Below are 23,207 nucleotides of genomic sequence, written 5' to 3'. Positions count from 1 at the left end.
TATCGGGCCGGGGAGTTGAGGTCGATACCGGGTTGTGTCCTTACGGCGGTCCGTCACAGGCCGGAGTCGCGCCGGGCTCCGGTACGCTCCGTTGGGTGCGAGAGCCAAGGCAGGCCCCTGAGGGGCGCGGCGGTCGCGGTGCCGGCGGTGCGGCGGCGCCGGGAGCGGGCATGTGCGCCGCTCGCGCGCTCGAAGTGCGCCGTGCGCGCCCGCGTTCGACTCGCCGCGATGTGCGTCGCACAGTATGCACTACGCGTACTCCTTCGCGCTGGAATATGCCCGAAGCGCTTGTTGCGGTGACTGTATGTCAACCATGCTGTGTCGCAGGTACATCACGTTCAGTGATCCTGTTGAGGACCTTGTCGAGGCGCGAGGCGATGTGTCCGCCGGTTCGGATGGTGTGAGCGGTGCAGGTGCTTCAGATGCAGTTGGAGGTAGGACCCGATCCCGCGGAGGTGGGGCGGGCCCGTAGATGGGCGCGGTCGCGGCTCGTCGGTTCGGGAATGGACGGCGATGAGCCGGTGGCGGAGGCGCTGATCCTGCTCATCTCCGAGCTGGTCACCAACGCCGTGGTGCACACGGGCTGTCCGGCCGTGCTGCGGATGCTCTTCGGCGCGGGCCCGGCCGAGGCCGACACCGTACGCGTCGAGGTGGCGGACGCCAGCGCGGTCCCCCCGCGCCCGCGTCACGCGGAGGGGGACGACACCAACGGGCGCGGCCTGGAGCTGGTCGACTGTCTCGCCGACCGGTGGGGCTGGCAGCCGGAGGGCGCGGGCAAGCGCATCTGGTGCGAGATCGACCGCACCGCGAAGGAGCCGGACGACGCGCCGCAGAAGGCGCCGACGGCCCCGGCGACGCTGACGGCCCCGGCGTCGTTGACCCCGGCGCCCCGCGAGCCGGTGCCGCGCGAGCCGGCTCCCTTCGAGCCGTCCTACACCGTCTACCCCTGGTGAACCGCGGGGCCTGCTGAACCGCGGGCCCTGCTGAACCGCGGTCCGGCTCAGCCGAGTACGGCCGCCACGCTCAGGTCGCGCAGGCGGCAGAACTCCTCGGCGCCGTCGTTGCGGTAGCGCCAGGGCAGGGCGCCGACGTACCCGTCCACCTGGCGGAACAGCTCCACGGCCGCCTCGTCCCGGTCCTGTACGCACAGGTAGTACGCCAGCAGGTGCCGGACCTCGGCGAGCCGGGGATGGTCAGGATCGGCCGCCGCCGCGTCGGTCAGGGCGGCGTCCACCAGGGCGCGTGCCTCGTCGGTGTTCTCCGTCACGTAGCCCTCGACCTCCTCGCGGTGCTCGAAGAGGACGATCAGCGGGAGGATCCGCAGCAGACTGCCCAGCGGCGCGTCGGCCGCCGCCCGCGCCGCGAAGTCGCGGGCCAGCTCCTCCGAACCGCGCCACTTCGCGCACCAGTACTGGAGCGCCGAGAAGTGCGCCTCGTAGTGGTGCGGCGCCCGCTGGACGAGCTCCTTCCAGAGCCGGTCCAGCCGGGCGTGCGGATAGCCGAGCCCGAGCCCGGTCCAGATCTCCACGATGTACGGGGTCGGGTCGTCCGGCGCCAGTTCGGCCGCTCTCGCGCACTCCGCGACGGACCGCTCCAGCACCCGGTGGAACCCCGCGAACTGCTCGCCGCTGGTGTACTTGGCCCGTTGCGCGCCCCGGATGTCCCACGCGAGATCGACCGTGGACCGGGCCCGTACCACCGCGGCGTCCGGGTCGTCGGGGCGCTCCGCCTCCCAGTCGGCCAGCCAGCCGTCGTCCTTGGCGGCCAGGCCGCCGAGATGGCCGACGTACATGCTGCGGTGCTCCCAGTCGGGGCCGGTCGCCGTCGCGGTGGCGCTCCGTGTGGCGGCGAGCAGGTCGGCCACCGGCCGCCAGTCGCCGGTCTCCAGGGCGTGCTGGGCGCCGGTCAGCCCGGCGGGCAGGGGCGCGGAGTACTCGGTGTTCTGCCGCTCGGGCGGCAGGAACCCCAGCTCCGCGCTCTCCGCGGACAGTTCGGGGCCCGATCCGTCGGACTCGCCGCGCATCTGCTTGCGGAACTCCTGGACGAACGTCACCACGTACACGTCCAGGGCCAGCAGCTTCACGAGCAGGAAGAGACAGCCGAGGGAGAGAAGGATGATCAGGGCGACGAGCATGGGCGGGTTCCTTCGGTGGGCGGAGCTGCGGAGCTACGGATGGGGAGGACGGCTGACGGATGGCGAGCACGGCTGACGGATGGGGAGTACGGCTACGCGTACGGGCGGGCGGGCGGGCGGCGGCGCGGCGCGGCCGTGGGTGGCAGCCGCCCGCCCGGACTCACCGCGCCGGGTCGAGCAGCAGCCGCTTGAGCGGATCGGTGTCCGGCCGGTCGGCCAGCGCCGCCGCGACCGCGGCCTCCGGATCGTGCTCGGCGTGCTCGGGCATCAGCCGTACCGCCGCCGCCTCGGACCAGGAGAACGTCCAGCTCAGCCGGGACCGGCCGGCCAGTTCGGCCAGGACCATGGCGGTGACGCCGTTCACCAGCGCCGGACGGACCAGCTCCTGGAAGGCCCGGCCGGTGACCGTGGCCGTCGTCTCGGAGAGCGGCAGTCTGCGGGCGAGCTGCCACAGCTGGCCGTCGTCGATCACCCGGAGCAGCACCGCCATGGTGGGCTGGTCACGGGTGTAGTCGGCCAGCGCCCGGTGCAGCGGCGAGTCCAGGGCGCCGAGCCGGCCGCGGGAGGACTCCGTCAGCAGCTCAGGCCAGTCGGCCGCGCGGCGCATGGCCCGCGCGTCGGGGGTGAGCACCGCGTCCTCCAGGGCCACCAGGGTGCGGGCGGGGTCGGTGAGGAGATCCAGGGCGGCGCCCTTGCCGCTGCCGGCAGCCCTGACGGCCGGGGACTTCTCGGGGGACTTTTCGGGTGACGGTGACGGTGACGGTGACGGTGACGGTTGCGGTCCCGGTCCCGGTCCCGGCTCCGGTTCCGGCGACGTGGGCAGCTCCTCGATCCGCCGTACCCGGTCCGCGATCGGCGGGTGCGATCCGTACGGGGAGACCGGCTCGTCCGGCAACTCGTCGCGCAGCGGCAGCAGTTGCAGCGCGCGGGCGCTGAGCAGCTCCCCGAAGCCGCCGAACACCGCGCCGCGCGGCGGGAGCAGTCCGGATTCCGTGCCCATCAGAGCGTACGAGCGAAGGTAGAAGCCGTGCGCGGAGTCCAGCACCGGAATCTCGCGCAGCGCCGACGCGGTGGCGTCCCGGCCGGCGATCCGGGCGGCCGTCGCGTCGGCCGCGTACTCCTGGCGCCGGGCGTCGGCCAGTGTGGCGCGCAGGGAGAGCTTCGCGTAGGCGGTGTAGAGCCGGGCCATCACGCGGTACGTGAAGCCCGCGCCGCCCGGGTCGATCTCGCGCGCCTCGCGGCCCTTGGCGAGCCGCTTCTCGTTGCGGCGCTCCTGGCGGGCCCGTTCCTTGTCCTGCGTACGGTCCGCGCGCTCCTCGAAGTCCCCGATGGTGCGCAGCAGTTGATCGCGCCCACGGCGGATCGCCGGGCCGAGCCGGGTGTCGGAGTGCGAGTAGTGGCCCAGCTCGTGGGCGATGACCGAGCGCAACTGCGCCTGGTTGAGGCCCTGGAGCAGCGGTACGCCGAGGAAGAGCAGCCGGCGGCCCGGCAGCAGCCCCAGCAGCCGGGCCTCTTCGGTGACCGCCGCGTTCACCTCGGCGGTGAGTATGATCGCGTCCGGCGCCCTGGTGACAACCTGGTCCGCCAACTCCCGTACAGTTAGCCAGAGTTCGGGTTCGGTGTCCGGGTCGACCGGCAGTCCGGACGGATAGTCGTCCGGGCCCCGGCTGCCCAGCATGAACATGCCCCGCACCACGGGTATCGCGAGCAGCAGCGACACCACGGTCAGCTTGACCGCGACCGAGGCCGGGCCCCAGCGGAAGAACGCGTAGTCCGCGCCCGCGAGTGCCCCCAGCACGACGAGGCCCAGCAGATGGAATCCGGCCAGCAGCGCGAGCGCGCGCAGGGCACGGAGAGACGCCCCCATATGAAATTTCCCCCCTCTTCGGAAAAGACTGAGGGAGTATGCATCAGGCGCCTGACCGGCCCGGATCCGGGGTGTGCGCGGTTCGGCCCGGGGTCCTGGCGCGGAAGGCGCGCCGGTACGCCGTCGGTGGCACACCCAGCGCCGTCTGGAGGTGCTGGCGCATCGACTGGGCCGTGCCGAAGCCGGCGTCGCGGGCGACCCGGTCGACCGGGAGATCCGTCGACTCAAGGAGCTGGCGGGCGCGTTCGACACGCTGGCGGACCAGCCACTGACCTGGGCTGATACCGGATTCCTCGCGGAAGCGGCGGGTGAAAGTCCGGACGGACATCGACTCCTGCTCGGCCATGTCGCGCAGCTGGATCGGCTGATGGAGCCGGGCGAGCGCCCAGGTCCTGGCGGCGGTGGTGGTCGCCAGCCGGGGCTCGGGCACCGGGCGCCGGATGTACTGGGCCTGGCCGCCGTCCCGGTGCGGGGGCACGACCGTACGGCGGGCGACCTCGTTGGCGACGGCCGAGCCGTGGTCGCGCCGCACGATATGGAGGCAGAGATCGATCCCGGCGGCGACCCCGGCCGAGGTCAGGACGTCACCGTCGTCGATGAACAGGACGTCCGCGTCCACCCCGACCCGGGGGAACAGCCGCTGGAAGTGGGCGGCCGAGGACCAGTGCGTGGTGGCGGGCCGGCCGTCGAGGAGGCCCGCCGCGGCCAGGACGTAACCGCCGGTGCAGATCGAGACGAGCCGGGTGCCGGGTCGGATACGGGCGAGGGCGGCGGCCAGCTCGGGGGTGAGAACGCCCTGCTCGTAGACGGGCCCGAGCGCGTACGACGCGGGGACGACGACGGTGTCGGCGGTGGCCAGCGCCTCCGGGCCGTGCTCGACGAGGATCGAGAAGTCGGCGTCGGTACGGACCGGCCCCGGCGCGTCGACCGCGCAGGTCACGACCTCGTACAGCCGCTCCCGCGCCGGGTGCCTGGCCAGGCCGAAGATCCGCTGCGGGATGCCCAGTTCGAACGGGATCAGCCCGGGGAGCGCGAGCACGACGACCCGGTGCGGCCGGTGCCGGGGGACGGCGCGGGGGGTTTGGGCGTCTCGGGCGTCTCGGGCGTCTCGGGCCATGGCCCGATCGTAGCGAACCATGTCCCTCCGGCCACTCGCGCGGACGGCGCCGCCCGGCCGATGCTGTCCGGCGTGACGCAGATACGTGAGACACCCGACGTGCGCCTTCCGCGACGTCCGGCCCGTCCGGCCCGTCCGGCCCGTCCGCCACGGTTCCACCGGGCGTGGTCCGTCGCCGTGGTCACCTTCGTGACGATCATCGGCGCGGCGGCCTTCGCCTCGCTGCCGGGGCTGCTGATCGAGCCGCTGCACACCGAGTTCGACTGGTCGCGCGGCACGATCGGGTTCGCCGTCTCCGTCAACCTCGCGCTGTACGGGCTGACCGCGCCGTTCGCCGCCGCGCTGATGGACCGCTTCGGGATCCGGCGGGTCGTCGCCGTGGCGCTCACCGTCATCTCGGCGGGCTCCCTGCTCACGGTGTGGATGACGGCCGCCTGGCAACTGGTGCTCTACTGGGGCCTGCTGGTCGGCCTCGGCAGCGGCTCGATGGCGCTCGCCTTCGCCGCGACCGTCACCAACCGCTGGTTCGTGGCCCGGCGCGGACTCGTCACGGGCATTCTCACGGCGGCCGGCGCCTCCGGGCAGCTGGTCTTTCTGCCGCTGCTGTCCTGGCTGGTGGAGCGGCACGGGTGGCGTCCGGCGGCGGTCACCGTGGCGCTGGCCGCCGCCGCGGTCGTACCGTTCGTCTGGCTGCTGCTGCGGGACCACCCGGCGGACGTGGGGCTCCCGCCGTACGGCGCGCCCGCCTTCGTACCGAAACCGCCGCCGGTGCCCGGTGCCGCGCGGCGGGCGGTCGGGGCGCTGGTCCGGGCGGCCCGTACCGGGCCCTTCTGGCTGCTGGCCGGTACGTTCGCGATCTGCGGCGCCTCCACGAACGGCCTGGTGAAGACCCACTTCGTGCCCGCCGCGCACGACCACGGCATGCCGATCACGGCCGCCGCGTCGCTGCTCGCGGTGGTCGGGGTCTTCGATGTGATCGGCACGATCGCGTCCGGCTGGTTCACCGACCGCTTCGACGCGCGCCGGCTGCTCGCGGTCTACTACGCGCTGCGCGGGGTCTCGCTGCTGTTCCTGCCGATGCTGCTGGCGCCTTCCGTGCACCCGCCGATGGTCTTCTTCATCGTCTTCTACGGCCTGGACTGGGTCGCCACGGTCCCGCCGACCATCGCCCTGTGCCGGGAGCACTACGGGGACGACAGCGCGATCGTCTTCGGCTGGGTCCTCGCCTCGCACCAGATCGGCGCGGCGGCCGTCGCCTTCGCGGGCGGCCTGGCGCGGGACGTCTTCGGCTCGTACGACGTGGTCTGGTACGCCTCGGGCGCGCTGTGCGCGACGGCGGCGCTGATGGCCCTGGTGATCAGGCGCCGGCCGGGGGCGGAGAACCCGGTCGAGCGGCTCGAAAGCCAAACTCTGAACGGAAGTTGACCACGTCCGGACTTCCGCGTACTCCTGACGACGACAACCAGGAGGAAACACATTGGCCGACGTCGCCACTTTCGCCACCGCACCCGGTGCGCTGCCCTTCATCGGGCACGCCGCCCGGCTGGTCCGGCCGTGGCCGCTGCTGGACTCGCTGCCCGCTCTCGGAGACGTGGTGGAACTCCGTCTCGGCTCCACCCGCGTCCACGTCGTCTGCTCCCCCGAACTGGTGCACCACGTACTGACCCACGACAACGTGTTCGACAAGGGCGGTGCGGTGTACGACCAGGTCCGTACCGTGTTCGGCGACGATCTGGTCACCTGCACCCACGCGCGGCACCGCCGTGCCCGCCGGCTGGTGCAGCCCGTCTTCCACCACTCACGGTTCCCCCGCTATGCCGAGCTGATGGCCGAGCGGGCGACGGCGACCGTCAGCGGCTGGCGCAGCGGGCAGATCCTTGACGTACCCGCTGAGATGCACACCCTGATCGGCCGGATGTCGATCGCCGCGCTGTTCGCCTCGCGGCTCACGGCCCAGCAACTGGATCAGGTCTACGACGACATCTCCACGGTGACCAGCGGCTGGCTGCGGCGGATGGTCGCCCCTCCGGCGTTGCGGGGCATCGCCGGAGGCCGGGCGTTCGACCGGGCGCGCGCCCGGTTCCACGCCACGATCCTGGACGCGATACGCCGGGCCGAGACCGAGACCGAGACCGAGAAGGGGGCCGGTACCGGCCCCGGTGCTGAGACCAAGGCCGACGACGTCGCCGCGGTTCTGCTGGGCGCCCGCGACGAGGACGGCAGCCGCTTGGGCGAGCAGGAGATCATCGACGAACTGGTCACCATGTACTTCGCCGCCGTGGAGACAAGCGCCGGCCTCATGTCGTGGACCCTGGACGAGCTTGCCCGTAACCCCGATATCCAGGACCGGGTGCGCGCCGAGATCGACGACGTCCTCGGTGACCGCGTGCCCACCACCGAGGATGTGAAGCAACTCCGCTACACAGGACGGGTGTTGCATGAGGCGTTACGGCTGCAACCGCCGACGTGGCTGCTCACGCGTGAGGTGACGACCGATACGACGCTCGGCGGACACCCGCTGGCCAAGGGCGCCACCGTCGCCTACAGCCCGTACCTTCAGTGCCGGCACCCGTCGGTGTTTCCCGATCCCCACCGGTTCGACCCGGATCGCTGGAACGACCTCAACCCCGCGGCATTGCGCGGCACCTTCGTGCCCTTCGGCGGGGGAGCCCGTAAATGCATCGGCGACACCTTCGGCCTGACGGAATCGGCGATCGCGCTGGCCACGCTGCTGCGGTCGTGGACCGTGCTGCCGCTGACCCAGCGCCCACCCGCCTGGCGTACCTCACTGGTGCTGAGCCCGAAGGCACTGCGCGTGCGGCTGGTGGCGTCGGCACCACCGGCCGGAATCCCCGGAACACCGAAGGGAGCGGCCCACCTTGACCACACCGACAGGTGACGACCGTACGGTCCGGGCGATCACTCTGTGGTTCCCGCCGGAGTGGACCGCGCCGCCGGACGAGGCCGTCATCGGCGCGGCCGATCAGCAGGCCATGGAGTGGCGCGACGCGATGGGCCTGGCCCGGACCGACGCCGAACGTGCCAAGTGGAGCCTCTCCATGGTCCGCCCAGCGGTCTACGGCTGCTATTCGTTTCCGAACGGGCTCGCCGAACGGCAGGGCACGTGCGCGAAATTCCTGCTGATGTGGGCCATCCACGACGACCAGATCGAGCACACCGGTGTCCCGGCGGACTACCCGCGGCGGGTGAGCGACGCGATCCGCGGCCTGCCCGCCCCCGACGGCCTGCCCGACGACCGCTTTCTGCGGTGCTGGCGCGACCTGGGTGACACCTTCCGCGACGACGGTATGAGCCCGCGATGGCTGGAGCGGATCGGCAGCAGCATGGCCGACTGGTACCGGACCCCTGGCCGACCGGCCCTCACCCGCCACGGGGGGCAGTGGCCCCGCAGCGAGGACTACTGGGCGCTGCGTACCGTCAACTCCGGCATGTACCCGTGGCTGGACCTGCTGGAATACGCGCACGCCCGTGAACTCACGCCCGCCCAACGTGCCAGTCCGACTGTCGAGAGCGTCTACCGGGCCACGTGCGAGCTGTACATGTGCTGCAACGACCTGGTCAGCATCGGCAAGGACCGCGCCGACGGCCTTCCCAACATCGTCGCGGCGCTGGTGCGTGAACAGGACATCACCTATGCCGACGCCGCCGGGCAACTTCTCGATCGCCATGGTGCGATCGTCAAGGACCTCATCGCCACCTTTGCCGCGGGGGGCGACGGGGGCAGCGGGGGCGCGGGGGGCGCCGGGGGCGTCGCCCCGGAGCTGGCCTGGTGGCTGGCCGAAGCCCGGCACTACCAGCCCGGTATGGCCAACTCCCACTTCCTCGCCACCCGGTACGAGCCGGTCGCACCTATGCCGACCGGCCCGCCGCTGCACGTCCGCACCAACACGTTCGACCCCACCACCGCCCGGCGGGCGGGCCTACGGCTCAGCGCTTGCCGGTGAGACGGGCCTCGGCCCGGATCCGTGCGCGCTTCTCGCGGGCCACCGCCTTGCCTATGCGGCGCGCGTCGATGGCGAGTTCGCGGAGCATGCCGCTGATCGGGTTGGTGAAGCCGGTGAAGTAGAGGCCGGGGGCGTGTTTGGGGGCGCGGGCGCCGTGGACGGTCGGGCGGCCCCGGGGGTCCAGGACCTTCAGGTGGCCCACCAGACCCTCCAGCGCGCGGTGGTAGCCGGTCGCCGCGATGACCACCTCGGGGGTGATGCGGGAGCCGTCGGCCAGGACGACCGTGTTCCCCTCGAAGGACTCGACCGCCGCCACCGGCTCGACCCGTCCCTTCCGTACGGCCTTGATCAGGCCCACGTCCTGCACCGGGATCGCGCCCTCGCGGACCCGGGTGTACAGGCCGGTGTCCGCGCGCGGCAGGCCGTACGCCGCGAGGTCGGGGATCGCGACGCGGGCCTGGAGCGCGGCCACGCGGTCGACGAGCCGGGCCGGCAGCCGGCGGACCAGGATGCCGGTGGCCTGCGCCGGCCAGCCCAGGGTGGAGCGGCGCACGATGTGGGGCACGGTCCTGACGGCGAGCCGGACGTGCGCGGCGCCGCCCTCGACCAGGTCGACGGCTATCTCGGCGCCGGTGTTGCCGACGCCGACGACCAGCACGTCCTTGCCCGCGTACGGACCCGCGTCGCGGTAGCCGCTCGCGTGCAGCAGCGTGCCGCCGGAGGTCTCGTACGTCTCGCGGCCGGGCCAGTCCGGCAGCTTCGGCGTGTGGTTGAAGCCGGTCGCGACGACGACCGCGCGCCCGCTCAGCTCCCGGCCGCCGGTCGCGTGCAGCAGCCATCCGGTGCCGTCGGGGGCGCGGTCGATCCGGGTGACCTCGACGCCGGTGACGACCTCCAGGCCGTGGTGCTCGGCGTACTTCTCCAGGTACCTGACGACGTTGGCACGCGCCACCCACCGGCCGAAGGCGCGCGGTATCCCGAGCCCCGGCAGCCCGGACTTCGCGCGCGTGGTGTGCAGCCGCAGCCGCGCGTAGTGCCCGCGCCAGGACGCGCCGACGGCGTCGGCCTTCTCCAGTACGACGGCCCGCACGCCCTGTTGCCGAAGTACGGCGGCTACCGCGAGCCCACCTGGGCCGCCGCCGATGACGTACACGGGACGGTCGTGGGTGAGGTCGAAATCGGCACACATGTGAGCTGAGCGTAGTCGTATCTTCACAATTGACGGGTCTCGTTCACGCCGGGAATCGGTTGCGAATCGATCACGCCGTGCCGCGTGGCGGGGGGTTGTGGCGCGCGTTCGGTGCGAGCCGGCTGGTGAAGCCGTCGCGGCAGAGCCGTTCGTACGCCGCCATGACGTCGTCGGGCACGTCCTGCCGGGTCATGAAGCCCTGCTCCGGGTAGACCAGCAGCCGCTGCAACGCGCCGACGAGCATGTCGATCACCAGCCGCGCGTCCCCGATGGAGCCGGTGTACGCGCCGAACTCCACCGCCGCCGACGCGCTCACGAACGCGACCCCGGGCCACAGCGCGCACGCCGTGGCGTAGGCGCGGCGCTCCTCGTACGGCTTGCTGACCAGCAGCACCGACGCCACGTCGACCCCTGCGTCGTCGAGGACGGCCCGGGAGAAGCGGATGTTCTCGCCGGTGTTGCGGGCGCGGGTCTCCACGAGTACGGCACCGGCGGGCACGCCGAGGCAGGTGCATGTGGGGGACTGGGTGTACGTCCGTGAACGGTGGCGCGAGGTGACCGAGGTCTGTACGGATCAGTATGTGACGGGCGGTCTCGCGGTCGATTTTTGGTTCGCCCGGGGGTGGCCGTTGCGTCTGCCCGCCGGGGGTGTGGTGCGGGTGATTCCGCGGGCCGCGGCCTGGGCTTGGTCGCTGACGGACGACCCGTACGCGGGTCCGGTCGTTCATCACGTCGCGTGCACGACGTGCCGCCAGGTGGCGCGGCCGGTGGATGCGGTCGACGGGAGCGAGGCGTGGTCCCTCGATCACGCGCGTCGCACGGGACATACCGGCTTCCGGACGAGCGTGACGGGCTTCGTCCGGGCGGTTCGGCAGCAGGCGGAATGTATGGGCGGGTCGTGAAGGGTAGTCGTGTTGTCGCGCGCCGGGGCCGGCTCCTGGTCCGCCTGATCCTCGGGTCGGCGCTGGGATTTCCCGGCGCCCGGGGGCGGATCTCGTGTCCCTGCGCGTGCTGCGTCGGCCTCGATGGCCAGTACGGTTCGCATCCGATCCGGAAACTTGTCGCAGATGAGCGTGAGTTGGCGGAGTGGGAATCTCTTGTCGCCTGGCTGAGAGAGGAGATTTCCGTCGAGCCGTCCTCCCGGGAGTGACCGGCTGTGGAGCTGGTCGCGCCCAGTGCCCCGCGCCTCGTGCCCTGCGCCTCGTGCCCTGCGGGCGGTGTTACTTCGTGGGTTTCTTGCCGGTGATGCCCAGGTGGACCAAGAGCGCGAGGTTCGGCTTCAGTTCGGCCTGCTTCACGCCCCAGCTCTGGAAGTTCTTCTGGTGCGAGGCCACCGCCGCGAGCATCACGACCAGGGAGCCGGCCAGTGCCGCCGGGCTGATGTCCTTGTCGACCCGGCCCTTGGACTGAAGTTCCTTCACGGACTCCGTAAGGGAGTTGGTCACGGAGTTCAGGATCTTCAGCCGGATCTTGTTGAACCGCTTGTCGCCCTCCGCCGCGCCCAGGTCGACCACCCGGAGGATGGCGTCGTGTTTGCGCCAGAAATCGAGGAAGCCGTCGACCAGTTCCTCCGACGTCTGCCAGCCGGCCTTGCCGACCCAGGAGCGGCCGGAGACCAGGCCGGTCAACCCGGCGCCCTCCTTGGCCATTTCCTCCGCGATCTCCAGGACGGCGCCCTCGACGTCCGGGAAGTACTGGTAGAAGGTCGCGGGCGAGGTGCCCGCCTTCCGTGCGACGTCGATGACTTTGACGTCCCGGTACGGCGAGGAGCTCAGCATCTCGCCGAGGCAGTCGAGCAGCTTCTGCCGCGTCGCCTGCCCACGTCGACCAGCCACGCGGCCGTCGACGGTGCGCACTTGTCCTGTCATGCCGTCAGCTTACCGAGGGGTGATCCCAGCGCGATTTGGCCGACTGCAAATGGGGAACCGGCCATCTCGCACAGGGGTCCCGAGCCGCGGGTGCTCTGCTCTCTGGCTGAAAGTGAGCGTGAATAGTGTTATCAACAGCCTGTGGATAACTTCGGTGGATAACTCGGGGTGGCAGTCGGCTCACGCGCTGCGGTTCCGTCCGCCGCGCATTAGCTTGGCGGTGCGGGAAGCCTGTTTCCGCGTCCACGCCAGGAAGGATTCGGGCCCATGGCCGCATTCGCGGAATCCACGCCGTGCTGGGTGGATGTGTCGCTCCCCGACCTGGAGGCGGGCAAGCGCTTCTACGGAGAGCTGTTCGGCTGGACCTTCGGCGCGAGCGGTGACCGGGAGTCCGGGCAGTACACGGAGGCGCTCAGCGACGGCAAGCGCGTCGCCGGGCTCGTCGCCAAGAAGGACGGGCGGATGCCCACCGTCTGGGGGATCTATTTCGCCACCGCCGACGCCGTCGCGCTCTGCCGCCGTATCACCGAGGCCGGCGGCCGGCTGGTGCGCGATCCGGTCGCGATCGGGCGCAGCGGGATCGTGGCCCAGGCGGCCGACCCCGACGGCGCGGTCTTCGGGATCTGGCAGGCCGGCGAGGACCCGGGCTTCGAGAAGAAGGGCCTGCCCGGATCCTTCTGCTGGACCGAGTGCTACACACGGGACAAGGAGCGCGTCGACCCGTTCTACGAGTCCGTCCTCGGCTTCCGGGGGACGGATCTGCCGGGCCCCTCCGTCGACTTCCGGATGTGGTCCCCGGCCGGTACGGAACCGGGGGAGGCGACCGCGATCGGCGGGCGCAGCGTCATCACGGACGCCTTCCCGGCGGCGATGCCCAGCCACTTCCTCAGCTACTTCTCCGTCTTCGACTGCGACGCGACCGCCGCGCTCGCCACCCGCCTCGGCGGCCGGGTCACCGCGCCGCCGTTCGACATCCCGCACGGCCGGATGGCCGTGCTGCTGGACAATCAGGGGGCGTCCTTCGCCGTACTGTCTGAGTCGGCGGCAACAGCGGCCTCGGCGGCATCAGTCGCGGAATCGAAGACGGCTTCTGCGACGGGCTCGGCTTCTGCGGCGGACTCGGCGACGGACTCGGCGGCGGATTCCGGTCCGGACCAGGGTCGTAAACCGGCGTAAGAACCCGAACCCGTACAGGTCGCGGTGTCCGGATCGGTACGGGACACCCCGATCCGCCCCCGGGTTCGCAACAGCCGCCTCCGACAGGAAGAATCACCGGGGATGGGGCCGTACCTTCGTGGCCCGTACGGGGAGGTGGCAGGCAAGTGGAGCAGCTGACGCAGCACGACCCGCGGCGTATCGGCCCTTTCGAGGTGCTGATGCGGCTCGGGGCCGGCGGCATGGGGCTGGTCTATCTGGCGCGCTCGGCTTCGGGCCGCCGGGTGGCGATCAAGACCGTACGGACCGAGCTCGCCGAGGACCAGCTGTTCCGGGTCCGCTTCACGCGTGAGGTGGAGGCCGCCCGCGCCGTCAGCGGGTTCTACACCGCCGCCGTGGTGGACGCCGATCCCCGGGCCGCCGTGCCCTGGCTGGCCACCGCCTATGTGCCCGCGCCCTCCCTCGAAGAGATAGTGAACGAGTGCGGTCCCATGCCGGCGCAGGCGGTGCGCTGGCTGGCGGCGGGCATCGCCGAGGCGCTCCAGTCGATCCACGGCGCCAACCTCGTCCACCGCGACCTGAAACCGTCGAACGTGCTGGTCGTCGAGGACGGCCCGCGCGTCATCGACTTCGGCATCGCCTCCGGTGTCTCCAACACCCGCCTGACCATGACGAACGTCGCCGTGGGCACCCCCGCCTACATGTCGCCCGAGCAGGCGCGCGACTCGCGCAGTGTGAAGGGCGCCAGCGACATCTTCTCGCTCGGCTCCACGCTGGTCTTCGCCGCGACCGGACACGCGCCGTTCCACGGGGTCAACGCGGTCGAGACGGTCTTCATGCTGCTGCGCGAAGGCCCGGACCTCGATGGGCTGCCGGACGAGCTGAGACCGCTGATCGAGTCGTGCATGCAGACCGACGCGACGCTGCGGCCCACGCCCGCCGACCTCCAGGCGCAGCTGGCGCCGCACCTCTTCGCCTCGGGCGGTGACGACAGCGGTACGGCGTCGGCGTGGCTGCCCGAGTCCGCCACCGCGATGATCGAGCGCCGACGGGCCGGCGGCCGGGGCCCCACGCCCGCCGCGCCCCCGGCCCCGGCGCCCGCGCCCGTACAGCCCCCGCCCCCGCCGCTCCCGCCCCCGCCCCGGCCCGCGCAGTCGCCCGACTGGGACGCCGCGTGGCGGCCGGACGGCGGCGGTGGCGGTGGCGGCGGACGCAGGGTGGGCGGCCGGCCGGCCGCCGAGGTGCAGCGGACCGCGCCGCATCCCCCGCCGACACCGTTCCCGCCGCCCCCCGCGCCGCCGCTGGTGGCCCCGCGCGCCGCCCCGGCCGCGTCCCCGGACGGCCCGGTCCGGCTGCCGGGAGCGCCCCTGCCGATCGGCCCCGGGCCCCGCGTCGCGGGCGCGGGCGGCGCCGGCGCGGGAGCCGCGGGCGCCGCCGAGGCAGGCCAGGCCACCGGCTGGGTCAGACCACCGGCCGGGCTCACCGCCCCGGACGCCGTCGCCGGTCCCGCTACGGCCCCGGCCGCCCCGCCGGTGCCCGCGCCCACCCGGCCGCCCGACGCGGCACCGGCCCCCGCCCACTGGCGGCCCTGGCGGTTCCGTATGTCGAACGACGTCTGGGGAACGCCCGTCGTCGAGGACGATCTGCTCTACGTCACCTCCTTCGAGGTGCACGCGCTGGACGTGGCCAGCGGGCGCCGCCAGTTCAAGACCCGCGACGTGGCCTGGGCGATGGCCGTCTCCGGGGGCCGGATCCACGCCTCGGACGGCCCCACGCTCTACGCGCTCGACGGCAAGGACGGCAGCGAGCGCTGGCGCCTCCAGACGGACGCCTGGGTGTACTCCCTCAAGGTCGACCGGGGCACGGTCGTCACCGGGACGCGCGGCGGCGGCGTCCAGGCGTGGGAGGCGGCGAACGGCGAGAAGCTCTGGGAGACCTCGGGCGCCCAGACGGACTTCGAGACCCCCGAGGCGGGGCCCGCGATCTCCGGCGGCACGGTCTACGTCTGGAAGAACGCCCGGCTGCTCGCGCTGGACGCGCGCACCGGCACCGAGCTGTGGTCGTACCCCATCGGCGACGCGGCCTCCTGCGGCGGTGTACCCGTACGGGTGAGTCCGGCCCCGGACGGCCAGCTGTACGTGGCGGCCGGTCCGCGCGTGCTCTCCATCGACCTCGTGAGCGGCCATGTGCGCTGGCACTTCGAGGCGCCCGCGGTCTTCCTCTCACCGCCCGCCTTCGCGCCGGGCCCGGCCGTCACGGGCGGCGGGGTCTATCTCGCCGACTACCTCGGCACGGTGTACGCGCTGGACGCCACCACCGGCAAGGACCGCTGGCGGATCGCGACGGAGTCCCGCCAGTCCATCGAGCCGGTGCTCGTCGCCGACGGCAACATCCACGTCGGCAGCGGCAGCGCGCTCTACACCCTCGACGCGGTGACGGGCACCCCCAAGTGGCGCTTCGCGGCGGGCGGCGACGTCATCGGCGCGCCGGTGGTCGCGGACGGCCGGCTGCACTTCGGCTCGGCCGACCATGTGCTGTACACGCTGGACGCGAGCGGCGGCCAGCTCCGCTGGAAGCTCGCGACGGGCGGCGAGATCACCGGCTCGCCGGTGGCGCGGCGGGGGGTCGTGTACGCGTGCAGCAAGGACCGGTGCGTGTACGCGCTGGACGCGGTGAAGGGGACGGCGACGGGACGCGGCGGGGCGCGGTAGCGCGCTTATGGGCTTACTACGCGCGCGGGTCGTGGGACGGGCGGTCGCGGTCGACGACGGGCAGGGACTGGGTGTCGCCGTCGTGGGACCAGCCGTCCTGGGGCTGCGGGGACGGGTAGGACTGTGGGTAGGGCTGGGGCGCGTACGGCTGCGGGGGCTGCTGGGGCGCGTACGGCTGCTGGGGCGCCGGGCCCGGGTCGTACCCGTAGGGCGACGACGACTGCTGCTGATGCGGCTGCTGAGGGGCGTACTCCCAGTCCTGCGGCGGCTGTTGCGGCTGATACGGCTGCTGCTGTTGCGGCTGCTGCGCCGGTGGCCACGGCTGCCTCGCGCGCCGCCGCCCGCTCATCAGCAGCGCGGCGACCAGCAGCACGATCCCGCCGCCGAGGGCGTACGCGACGCCGATCCCGAGCCCCGACCCGTCACCGTTGAGGGCGAGACTGCCCGCCGCCTGGCCCTGGCGCACCATCCACAGCACGGTGAAGCCGAGAACGACCAGCCCGGCGAGCGCAACCAGCACCCGCGAACGCAGCGTCAGTGCGAACAGGGTGAGCAGCGCGGCGAAGGCGAAGGGCGCCAGGAGCGAGACGAGGACCCCGGAGCCTCGGTCGGTGAGGCCCTCGAAGAGATCGGCGATGCGGAAGTCGCGCCCCTCACGGCCGTCGTACCAGGGGCGGAACGGGGCGAGGACGGCCGCGGCGGCGCCGGCGAGCGCGAGGATCGAACCGAGGACGTTACGGACCATCGTCGGCCTCCTTGGGGCCTGCTGACGCGTGATGCGGCTACGGAGCCCGACGCTACGCCGGGTGTCAGGCCCGCGCCATGCGGACGCCGGGATCCGTGGGCGCGCTGATACGTTGTCGCGCGCGATTGACAGGTCCACGGGCAACGCGCCCGAGGGCACGGACGGGGGAGTGGAACGGTTTTGACGATGCGACACGCACGGTTCATGGCGGTCCTGGTCGTGGTGGTACTGGCCCTGACGGGCTTCCAGCCGGCCGCGTCCGGCGGCCGTGGCTCGCGCGGCCACGGCAAGAGCGGCGGCAGCAGCAGTGGCGGGAGCGGTGGGGGTGGCGGCTGCTCCAGCCCGAGGCAGGGCAACGGAGGTTCGCACTCGGGCTCGGGATCGGGCTCCGGCATCAGCGGGCAGCACCGCGACGACTCGACCGACTCGTCCGGCTCGGGCAGCTCGTCCGGCCCGGTTACGGACGACGACGGCGTCCGGGCCGAGGTGGTGAGCTGCGTACGGAAGGCGCAAGGCAAGCGGAAGGCCGTCACGTACGCGACCGTACGGGTGGTGGCGGACGAGGACTCGCCGGCGTCGGAGACATACGACATCGACGTCACCTTCAAGGACGCGGCCGGCGCCTACGTCGACTACGGCGACGCGGAGGTCACCCTGGCCGGCGGCGAGACGCGCACGGTGCGGGTGCCGATGGACACCCCGCGGAAGGTGACGCGCGTACGGCAGTGCGCGGCGACGGCGACCGTGGAGGGCTGAGCGAGCGGGCTGAGCCGGCGTCGGCTCAGCCGGGCGCGGGAACATGGGTGGGGCCGGGGCCTTGTGAGCCCCGGCCCCACTGTTGTGCGACGTCCCCGGTGGTTCTCAGGTGACGTGGCTGTCCTGCGGCGTGACAGTGACGTGGGAGTCGCCGCTCGTGACGTGCGAGTCGCCGCTCGTGACGTGCGAGTCGCCGCTTGTGACGTGGCTGTCGCCGGAGGTGATGTGGTTGTCAGCGAGCGCCGGCGATGCCGCGCCCCCAGCTGTCGCGGCCACCAGGGTCGCAGTGACCAGAATTCTCTTGGAGAGCGTCATCCATACCTTTCCGAGCGGCTCCTGAGCAGAGCCGACCTGGTTTCCGAGGGGGTCCGGACATGCCACGACCGCGGCGGCTCCCCCTCCGCGCCGCCGCGGTCGTCACCCCCGTCGAAGAGGTGTGTTCAGGCGGTTCTAGACGCCTTCGCCAGTGGCGTGCGAGTCGCCGTCCGGCGTACCCGTGGCATGCGAGTCACCCTGCGTCGTGGCCGTCTTCGGCTCGGCCCCGCCGGTGGCGTGGGAGTCGCCCTGCGGCTTGGTGACCGTGTCCGTCGTCTTGTCGCTCATCGTCCGTACTCCCTTGGGTGGATCTTCTCGATGTGGGGCATGAGGCCCGCCCGGCCGTTCCCCCGAAAGACCAGGCGGGCGTCTCAAGGCCGCTCACCCTAGGGGTTCGGCCTTACATCGATCCGTCTGCCCCCCGAAGCAACGGTTCGACGGGTACGACCATGCCGTGTGCCGCTAAATGAATGATGAACGCCCAGACCAGGGCGGGTTCGGCGAAACGGAACTACGCGGCGGTGGCCGAGACGAGGAGGGTGTGCACTTCCGCCGCCTCGGGGGCGTTCAACTCCTCGAAGACAGCCAGCGCCTCCTGCCAGCAGACCTGGGCCCGGCCCGACTGCCCTATGCCGTCAAGCGCCCGCCCGAGCACCGTCAGCACATTGGCGCGCCGCCACTCCCCGCCGATTCCGCGCAGAACGGTCTGCGCCATCTCCGCGTGGGAGGCCGCCGAGGCGTGCCGCCGGGCCGCGAGGTCCACCTCGGCGAGGCGGTACAGAGCCATCCCCTCCCACAGCCGCTGCCGGCTCTCCCGGAACACCTCCAGCGCCTCCGTCAGCCGCTTGGCCGCGTCGGAGAGCCGGCCGCTCCGGGTGAGGGCCATCCCGAGCGCGTAGCGGGCGTTCGCACCGCGGAAGGTGCTGCCGGTGGCGTCGTAGAGGCTCATGCCCTCCTCGGCGAGGGAGACCGCGCTGGCCGTACGGCCCATGGCGAGCCGGATGCGCGAGAGATTGCAGAGCGCGGAGGCAGTGCCGGGCTGGTTGTCCCCGGCACGGAAGCCCTCGATCGCCTCCGTCAAGTACCGCTCCCCGTCCGCGCCACGATTCTGATAGATCGCGATGATGCCCCGGTGGTTGCCCGCCCAGCAGGCGGCAAGCGTGTCGCCGTTACGGCGGGCCAGCTCGGTGGCGCGCCGGGCCTCCTCGTCGGCCTGGTCGAACCGGCCCATGAGGTGGTGGACATTGCCCAGGGTGACCAGGACGCGGCCCTCGGCCCAGGAGTCACCCAGAGCCCGCGCCGCGCTCAGCACGCCGACCGCCGTCGACTCGTACTCCTTGGAGTTGGCGCCCGACTCGACCAGGTCCAGCGCCGCCCACAGCAGGTCCACCGCCCGGCGCAGCCGCCGCGCGTCGGTGGCCGACTGGCGTACGCAGGCGAGCAGGCCCCGGGCCTCCTCGTACAGCCAGTCCTGCGCCTCGCCGGAGTCCGGGAACTCCAGGCCGCCGTACGACGTGGGCTCCAGGTGGTTCACGAGCCGGTCGCCCGGGCGTCCCAGCGCGTACGCGTTCGCCGCCGTCGCCAGATAGAAGTCCAGCAGCCTCGACAGCGCCGACTCCCGTCCGGACGCGGGCTGTTCGTCGCGCTCGGCGCAGGCACGCGCGTAGAGCCGGACGAGGTCGTGGTAGCGGTAGCGGCCGGGGGCGGCGGACTCCAGGAGGGAGGTGTCGACCAGGGACTCCAGGAGATCCTCGGCCTCCTGGACCGGCAGGCCGAGCAGGGCCGCCGCCGCGGCGAGGGAGATGTCGGGACCGTCGGCCAGGCCGAGTAGGCGGAAGGCGCGGGCCTGCGCGGGGTCGAGGGCCCGGTAGCCGAGCTCGAACGTCGCGGTGACGGCGAGATCGCCCGCCTGGAGCTCGTCGAGCCGGCGCCGCCCGTCGGCGAGCTTCGCGGCGAGGACCGAGACCGTCCAGGTACGGCGGGCGGCGAGGCGGGCCGCCGCGATCCGGATGGCCAGCGGCAGGAAGCCGCAGGCCGCGACGGTGTCGAGGGCGGCCTCGCGCTCGGCGGCGACGCGCTCGGGGCCGACGATCCGGGTGAAGAGCTGGAGCGCCTCCTCCGGTGACATCACATCGAGGTCGACCAGATGCGCGCCCGCGAGGCCCACCATCCGGCCCCGGCTGGTCACCAGCGCCGCGCAGCCCGTCGTACCGGGCAGCAGGGGCCGGACCTGGGCGGCGTCGCGCGCGTTGTCCAGCAGGACGAGGACGCGGCGGCCGTCGAGCGTGGAGCGGTAGAGCGCGGAGCGGTCGTCGAGGGAGTCGGGGATGGCGCTGTCGGGCAGGCCCAACGCCCTTAGGAACGAGGCAAGTACGGCCTCCGGCTCGGCGGCGCGGGGGCCCGCGCCCTGGAGGTCCACGTACAACTGCCCGTCGGGGAAGTGCGATCGGGCCGCGTGCGCGACATGGATGGCGAGGGTCGTCTTGCCGACGCCGCCGATTCCGGCGATCGCGGAGACCGCCATCACCGCGCCCTCGGGGGTCGCCAGCCGGTCGCTCAGCTCCCGTACGAAAGCGCCGCGGCCGGTGAAGTCCGGCACGGTGGCGGGCAGTTGAGCGGGTCGCAGTACGGGGTGCGACGGGGCGGGCTCCTCGGCCGGGCCGGCCAGTAAGACGTCGGCCTCCAGGATGCGCTGGTGGAGCCGGGCCAGCTCCGGGCGGGGGTCGACACCGAGTTCGTCCGCGAGCAGACGGCGGGTGTCCGCGTACACCGCGAGCGCCTCCGCCTGCCGGCCGCCCCGGTAGAGCGCGAGCATCAGCAGTTCGCGCAGCCGCTCGCGCAGGGGGTGCGCGGCGGTGAGGGCGGTCAGCTCGGAGACGGCCCCTGCATGGCAACCGGCCTCCAGGTCCATGTCAAGTCGGGACTCGGTGAGTTGCAGACGCCATTCCTCAAGGCGGGCGCGCTGCGTCTCGGCGTACGGCCCCGGTACGGAGGCCAGCGTCTCGCCGGTCCACAGGTCGAGCGACCGGTTGAGCAGGTCCCTGGCCAGGGCGCGGTTCCCGGCGGCCCGCTCCTTGTCCGCGTGCCCGGCCAGCTCCACGGCGAGGCTCAGATCGAGGGTTTCGGGCGCGGTCCGCAGGGCGTAGCCGCCGGACTCGCTGACCAGCACACCGGAGCTGAGCACCTTGCGCAGCCGCGAGGCGTACGTCCGTACGGCGGCCAGCGCCTGCGACGGCGGCCGGTCGCCCCAGAGCGCGTCGATCAGCTCGGGGGCGGTGGCGGTACGGCCGTCGCGCAGCAGCAGGGCGGCCAGCAGCGCGCGCTGCTGCGGCGATCCGGACGCCAGTGTCTCGGCACCCCGCCAGGCGCGTACGGGGCCGAGCACACTGAAGCGCAGCTCGTCACCGTTCGCGCTCGCGGCCTCGCCCGCGCCCCCGCCCGTGCTCCTGCCCTCGCCCGCCGCTCCCGCCGGAGCCCGCTGCTCCGGCACGCGCGGCCCGCCGTCACGTTCCATTGCTCCCCCTGCCCTGCCCCCGTTGCCACCGTTACTGCCTCACTGCCCCCGACAGTCTGCCCTGTCAGAGGCGTTGAGTCAGCAGTGAGTTCGGGTCTCCGGGGGCCCGCGACAGGATCGTGACGGCGGGCGCCCGAACGGTCATTCAGAGAAGGATGCGGTGCCCGGTGCCAACGGTTCCAGCCCGCCCGATTCTCCTCCGTTCCCCCTTTTTATTCCCCCGGTCGCTGTCCCAGGAAGACCGGGTTGGTGAAGGCGACGAGGGCACCCGGCAGACCCGGGACCGTCGGGAGGTGCCGTACCTCCGCCCGTACGTAGGTGGTGTACGAGGCGGTGGTGCGCCATTCGACGGTGCCTGTGCCGGCCTGGGGGAGCGTGGCCGTGTGGACGGTGCCCTGGTCGGTGACGAAGTGGGCGGTGCGGCCGGGGGCCCCGGTGACGTCGAGGCGTACCGTCACCGGCGCGTCCGCGGCGACCCTGAGCCGCTCGCCGATGCCCGCGCGCAGGCCCCGGCCGCCGGTGGCGCCGAAGGCCAGGGAGACCCGGGCGGACTCGGCGACGTAGCTGCGGCCGGCGCGCAGGCCCGCGAGGATCGCGTCGCGCGTGAGGTCCTCGGCCAGGACGACCGTCTGCGGGGTGCCGACGGGGTCGGGGTCGCGGTGGGCGTCGCTGCTGCCCATCGCCGGGGTCCAGCGCGCGCCCGAACGGGCCGCCGGCACAAGGAGGTTGTCCCACTCGGCGAGGGACACCTCGTCGTCCGGGGTGTACGGGCCGTTCCAGACCTCGACCGCGTCCGCGTCCGCGAAGCCGAACTTCCAGGTGCAGCCGAGGCAGGTGCCGTGCGGATGCGCCGGAACCACCAGCCCGCCGGCCCGCCGGATCTCGCGCGCGTAATGGCCGAAACGGTTGTCGCGGGCCCGGTAGCGCCAGTCGATGAACGTGCCCGGGTCCATGCCGAGCGCCACGACGTGCCCGTTGCGGGTGGTGACCTCCTCGCCCGTGAGGATCAGCAGGTCGTCGCCCCACAGGCCCTCCCACGCGCGGTGGCCCGCGTGGGTGTTGTGCTCGCTGGTGTTGATGAAGTCGAGCCCGGCGGCACGGGCGAGCGCGGCGATCTCGGCGGGCGTGCGCCGGCCGTCCGAGTACACGGAGTGGAGGTGGCAGTCGCCCCGGTACCAGGCCCGGCCGCGCCCCTTCGCACGCGGCGGCGGGTAGACGGGCGCGGGCGTCGGGGGCGTTCCCTTGGGCGCGGGCGTCCCCTCGGGTGCGGGCGTTCCCCCGGGTGCGGGCGGGCCGGGGCGCAGCGTGATCGTCACCTCGTACGGGAGTCCCGCCGGGGCGACGGTGTACGGGCCGAGGGCGATGTGCCAGGTGCCGGCGCGGACCGGGCCCGGGAGGTAGCCGGGGGTGGCCGCGTTCGCGCGGACGAAGAACTCGCTGCGGGCGCCGCCCGACCAGCCGCGGAAACCGGGGCCGCCGAGCCGCGTGCCGCGTTCGTCGAAGAGGCCGATGTCGAGGGCGTTGCCCAGGGTGCCGGCGGGGACGGCGGGCCGCTCGTAGGCGTACGACACGTGGATCTCGCCGACGCCTTCGGGCACGTCCACGGGCAGGTAGACGAAGTCGGGCGCGCCGGGCGGGAGCGTGCCGCGCACGGTCCGGGTCAGGTCACCGGACGCACCGGACGCACCGGACGCGCCGGAGCCGCCGGGGGACGCCGCGTTCGCGAAGCTCACGGGGCCCAACGTAAGCGCGGCGGCGGCTCCCGTCACCAGGAGCCCTCGCCGGCCGGGGCCCGCGGTCGCGCGGTCGGTGGAGTCGGTGCTGTCGGTACGGTCCTTGCCCATGGTGGCGGCTCCCGGGATGCCGAGGGG

General features: G+C 72.8%; 17 protein-coding genes and 1 pseudogene. 7 read left to right on the top strand and 11 right to left on the bottom strand.

Annotated elements, in window-relative coordinates; translation table 11 throughout:
- The first annotated feature begins 407 nt into the window (after positions 1–407).
- On the top strand, positions 408–953 hold the full coding sequence (locus AB0389_RS24315; protein WP_366397578.1) for an ATP-binding protein: 546 nt from the start codon (positions 408–410) through the stop codon (positions 951–953).
- A gap of 47 nt (positions 954–1,000) precedes the next feature.
- Here the strand turns inward: AB0389_RS24315 and AB0389_RS24310 are convergent, their stop codons facing one another.
- The 3 genes from AB0389_RS24310 to AB0389_RS24300 all read right to left on the bottom strand — a co-directional run bounded on the left by AB0389_RS24310 (position 1,001) and on the right by AB0389_RS24300 (position 5,118).
- Positions 1,001–2,134 (bottom strand): hypothetical protein, encoded by a 1,134-nt coding sequence (locus AB0389_RS24310; protein WP_366397577.1) that lies wholly within the window; start codon positions 2,132–2,134, stop codon positions 1,001–1,003.
- 160 nt (positions 2,135–2,294) lie between these two features.
- Complete coding sequence (locus tag AB0389_RS24305) at positions 2,295–4,001, bottom strand: M48 family metallopeptidase (protein WP_366397576.1); 1,707 nt, start codon at positions 3,999–4,001, stop codon at positions 2,295–2,297.
- A 43-nt stretch (positions 4,002–4,044) separates the two neighbouring features.
- Complete coding sequence (locus AB0389_RS24300; protein ID WP_366397575.1) at positions 4,045–5,118, bottom strand: helix-turn-helix domain-containing protein; 1,074 nt, start codon at positions 5,116–5,118, stop codon at positions 4,045–4,047.
- A gap of 60 nt (positions 5,119–5,178) precedes the next feature.
- Between AB0389_RS24300 and AB0389_RS24295 the strand changes: the two genes are divergently transcribed.
- Genes AB0389_RS24295 through AB0389_RS24285 form a run of 3 tightly spaced genes read left to right on the top strand, consistent with a single transcriptional unit; the run spans position 5,179 to position 9,083 of the window.
- Positions 5,179–6,543: an MFS transporter gene (locus AB0389_RS24295; RefSeq protein ID WP_366397574.1), complete on the top strand. Its 1,365-nt coding sequence runs from the start codon at positions 5,179–5,181 to the stop codon at positions 6,541–6,543.
- Between the two features lie 52 nt (positions 6,544–6,595).
- Positions 6,596–8,017, top strand: coding sequence for a cytochrome P450 (locus tag AB0389_RS24290; RefSeq protein ID WP_366397573.1), 1,422 nt, complete (start codon positions 6,596–6,598; stop codon positions 8,015–8,017).
- Positions 7,998–9,083: a terpene synthase family protein gene (locus AB0389_RS24285; protein ID WP_366397572.1), complete on the top strand. Its 1,086-nt coding sequence runs from the start codon at positions 7,998–8,000 to the stop codon at positions 9,081–9,083. Before AB0389_RS24290 ends, AB0389_RS24285 begins: the two co-directional genes overlap by 20 nt.
- On the opposite strand, the gene AB0389_RS24280 is transcribed toward AB0389_RS24285, so the two are convergent.
- The 3 genes and pseudogenes from AB0389_RS24280 to AB0389_RS24270 form a co-directional block, all read right to left on the bottom strand.
- Complete coding sequence (locus tag AB0389_RS24280) at positions 9,067–10,272, bottom strand: NAD(P)/FAD-dependent oxidoreductase (RefSeq protein WP_366397571.1); 1,206 nt, start codon at positions 10,270–10,272, stop codon at positions 9,067–9,069. The two genes, AB0389_RS24285 and AB0389_RS24280, sit on opposite strands and share 17 nt — an antisense overlap.
- A gap of 70 nt (positions 10,273–10,342) precedes the next feature.
- Positions 10,343–10,777 (bottom strand): annotated as a pseudogene (locus AB0389_RS24275) (YdcF family protein); the annotation flags it as partial.
- Positions 10,778–11,492: 715 nt separating this feature from the next.
- Entirely contained in the window at positions 11,493–12,140 is a 648-nt protein-coding gene (locus tag AB0389_RS24270; protein ID WP_366397570.1) for a TetR family transcriptional regulator, read from the bottom strand.
- Between the two features lie 267 nt (positions 12,141–12,407).
- On the opposite strand from AB0389_RS24270, the gene AB0389_RS24265 reads away from it, so the two are divergent.
- Complete coding sequence (locus AB0389_RS24265) at positions 12,408–13,316, top strand: VOC family protein (protein WP_366397569.1); 909 nt, start codon at positions 12,408–12,410, stop codon at positions 13,314–13,316.
- A 200-nt stretch (positions 13,317–13,516) separates the two neighbouring features.
- The gene (locus AB0389_RS24260; RefSeq protein ID WP_366397613.1) at positions 13,517–16,006 is read left to right on the top strand and encodes a PQQ-binding-like beta-propeller repeat protein; all 2,490 of its coding nucleotides are present in this window, start codon (positions 13,517–13,519) and stop codon (positions 16,004–16,006) included.
- A gap of 16 nt (positions 16,007–16,022) precedes the next feature.
- On the opposite strand, the gene AB0389_RS24255 is transcribed toward AB0389_RS24260, so the two are convergent.
- A complete protein-coding gene (locus AB0389_RS24255) occupies positions 16,023–16,751 on the bottom strand; it encodes a hypothetical protein (RefSeq protein WP_366397568.1) in 729 nt (242 codons plus the stop codon).
- A 186-nt stretch (positions 16,752–16,937) separates the two neighbouring features.
- On the opposite strand from AB0389_RS24255, the gene AB0389_RS24250 reads away from it, so the two are divergent.
- The gene (locus AB0389_RS24250; protein WP_366397567.1) at positions 16,938–17,507 is read left to right on the top strand and encodes a hypothetical protein; all 570 of its coding nucleotides are present in this window, start codon (positions 16,938–16,940) and stop codon (positions 17,505–17,507) included.
- 105 nt (positions 17,508–17,612) lie between these two features.
- Here the strand turns inward: AB0389_RS24250 and AB0389_RS24245 are convergent, their stop codons facing one another.
- The 4 genes from AB0389_RS24245 to AB0389_RS24230 all read right to left on the bottom strand — a co-directional run bounded on the left by AB0389_RS24245 (position 17,613) and on the right by AB0389_RS24230 (position 23,180).
- Positions 17,613–17,822: a hypothetical protein gene (locus AB0389_RS24245; protein WP_366397566.1), complete on the bottom strand. Its 210-nt coding sequence runs from the start codon at positions 17,820–17,822 to the stop codon at positions 17,613–17,615.
- Positions 17,823–17,957: 135 nt separating this feature from the next.
- Positions 17,958–18,110 (bottom strand): hypothetical protein, encoded by a 153-nt coding sequence (locus AB0389_RS24240; protein ID WP_366397565.1) that lies wholly within the window; start codon positions 18,108–18,110, stop codon positions 17,958–17,960.
- Positions 18,111–18,333: 223 nt separating this feature from the next.
- Positions 18,334–21,336: a BTAD domain-containing putative transcriptional regulator gene (locus AB0389_RS24235; RefSeq protein WP_366397564.1), complete on the bottom strand. Its 3,003-nt coding sequence runs from the start codon at positions 21,334–21,336 to the stop codon at positions 18,334–18,336.
- Between the two features lie 212 nt (positions 21,337–21,548).
- Positions 21,549–23,180, bottom strand: coding sequence for a CehA/McbA family metallohydrolase (locus AB0389_RS24230; protein ID WP_366397563.1), 1,632 nt, complete (start codon positions 23,178–23,180; stop codon positions 21,549–21,551).
- Positions 23,181–23,207: the final 27 nt, after the last annotated feature.

It is taken from the genome of Streptomyces sp. NPDC093109 (genome assembly GCF_040701725.1).
GTDB lineage: Bacteria > Actinomycetota > Actinomycetes > Streptomycetales > Streptomycetaceae > Streptomyces.
Note: the sequence above shows the minus strand (reverse complement) of the source record. Positions and strands in the feature narration are given on the sequence as shown.

Excerpts from the sequence above, each read along its gene's own strand:
- AB0389_RS24310 (WP_366397577.1), bottom strand. The coding sequence starts at position 2,134 with ATGCTCGTCGCCCTGATCATCCTTCTCTCCCTCGGCTGTCTCTTCCTG.
- AB0389_RS24305 (WP_366397576.1), bottom strand. The coding sequence starts at position 4,001 with ATGGGGGCGTCTCTCCGTGCCCTGCGCGCGCTCGCGCTGCTGGCCGGA.
- AB0389_RS24300 (WP_366397575.1), bottom strand. The coding sequence starts at position 5,118 with ATGGCCCGAGACGCCCGAGACGCCCGAGACGCCCAAACCCCCCGCGCC.
- AB0389_RS24295 (WP_366397574.1), top strand. The coding sequence starts at position 5,179 with ATGCTGTCCGGCGTGACGCAGATACGTGAGACACCCGACGTGCGCCTT.
- AB0389_RS24280 (WP_366397571.1), bottom strand. The coding sequence starts at position 10,272 with ATGTGTGCCGATTTCGACCTCACCCACGACCGTCCCGTGTACGTCATC.
- AB0389_RS24270 (WP_366397570.1), bottom strand. The coding sequence starts at position 12,140 with ATGACAGGACAAGTGCGCACCGTCGACGGCCGCGTGGCTGGTCGACGT.
- AB0389_RS24265 (WP_366397569.1), top strand. The coding sequence starts at position 12,408 with ATGGCCGCATTCGCGGAATCCACGCCGTGCTGGGTGGATGTGTCGCTC.
- AB0389_RS24260 (WP_366397613.1), top strand. The coding sequence starts at position 13,517 with ATGCGGCTCGGGGCCGGCGGCATGGGGCTGGTCTATCTGGCGCGCTCG.
- AB0389_RS24255 (WP_366397568.1), bottom strand. The coding sequence starts at position 16,751 with ATGGTCCGTAACGTCCTCGGTTCGATCCTCGCGCTCGCCGGCGCCGCC.
- AB0389_RS24250 (WP_366397567.1), top strand. The coding sequence starts at position 16,938 with ATGCGACACGCACGGTTCATGGCGGTCCTGGTCGTGGTGGTACTGGCC.
- AB0389_RS24245 (WP_366397566.1), bottom strand. The coding sequence starts at position 17,822 with ATGACGCTCTCCAAGAGAATTCTGGTCACTGCGACCCTGGTGGCCGCG.
- AB0389_RS24240 (WP_366397565.1), bottom strand. The coding sequence starts at position 18,110 with ATGAGCGACAAGACGACGGACACGGTCACCAAGCCGCAGGGCGACTCC.
- AB0389_RS24235 (WP_366397564.1), bottom strand. The coding sequence starts at position 21,336 with ATGGAACGTGACGGCGGGCCGCGCGTGCCGGAGCAGCGGGCTCCGGCG.
- AB0389_RS24230 (WP_366397563.1), bottom strand. The coding sequence starts at position 23,180 with ATGGGCAAGGACCGTACCGACAGCACCGACTCCACCGACCGCGCGACC.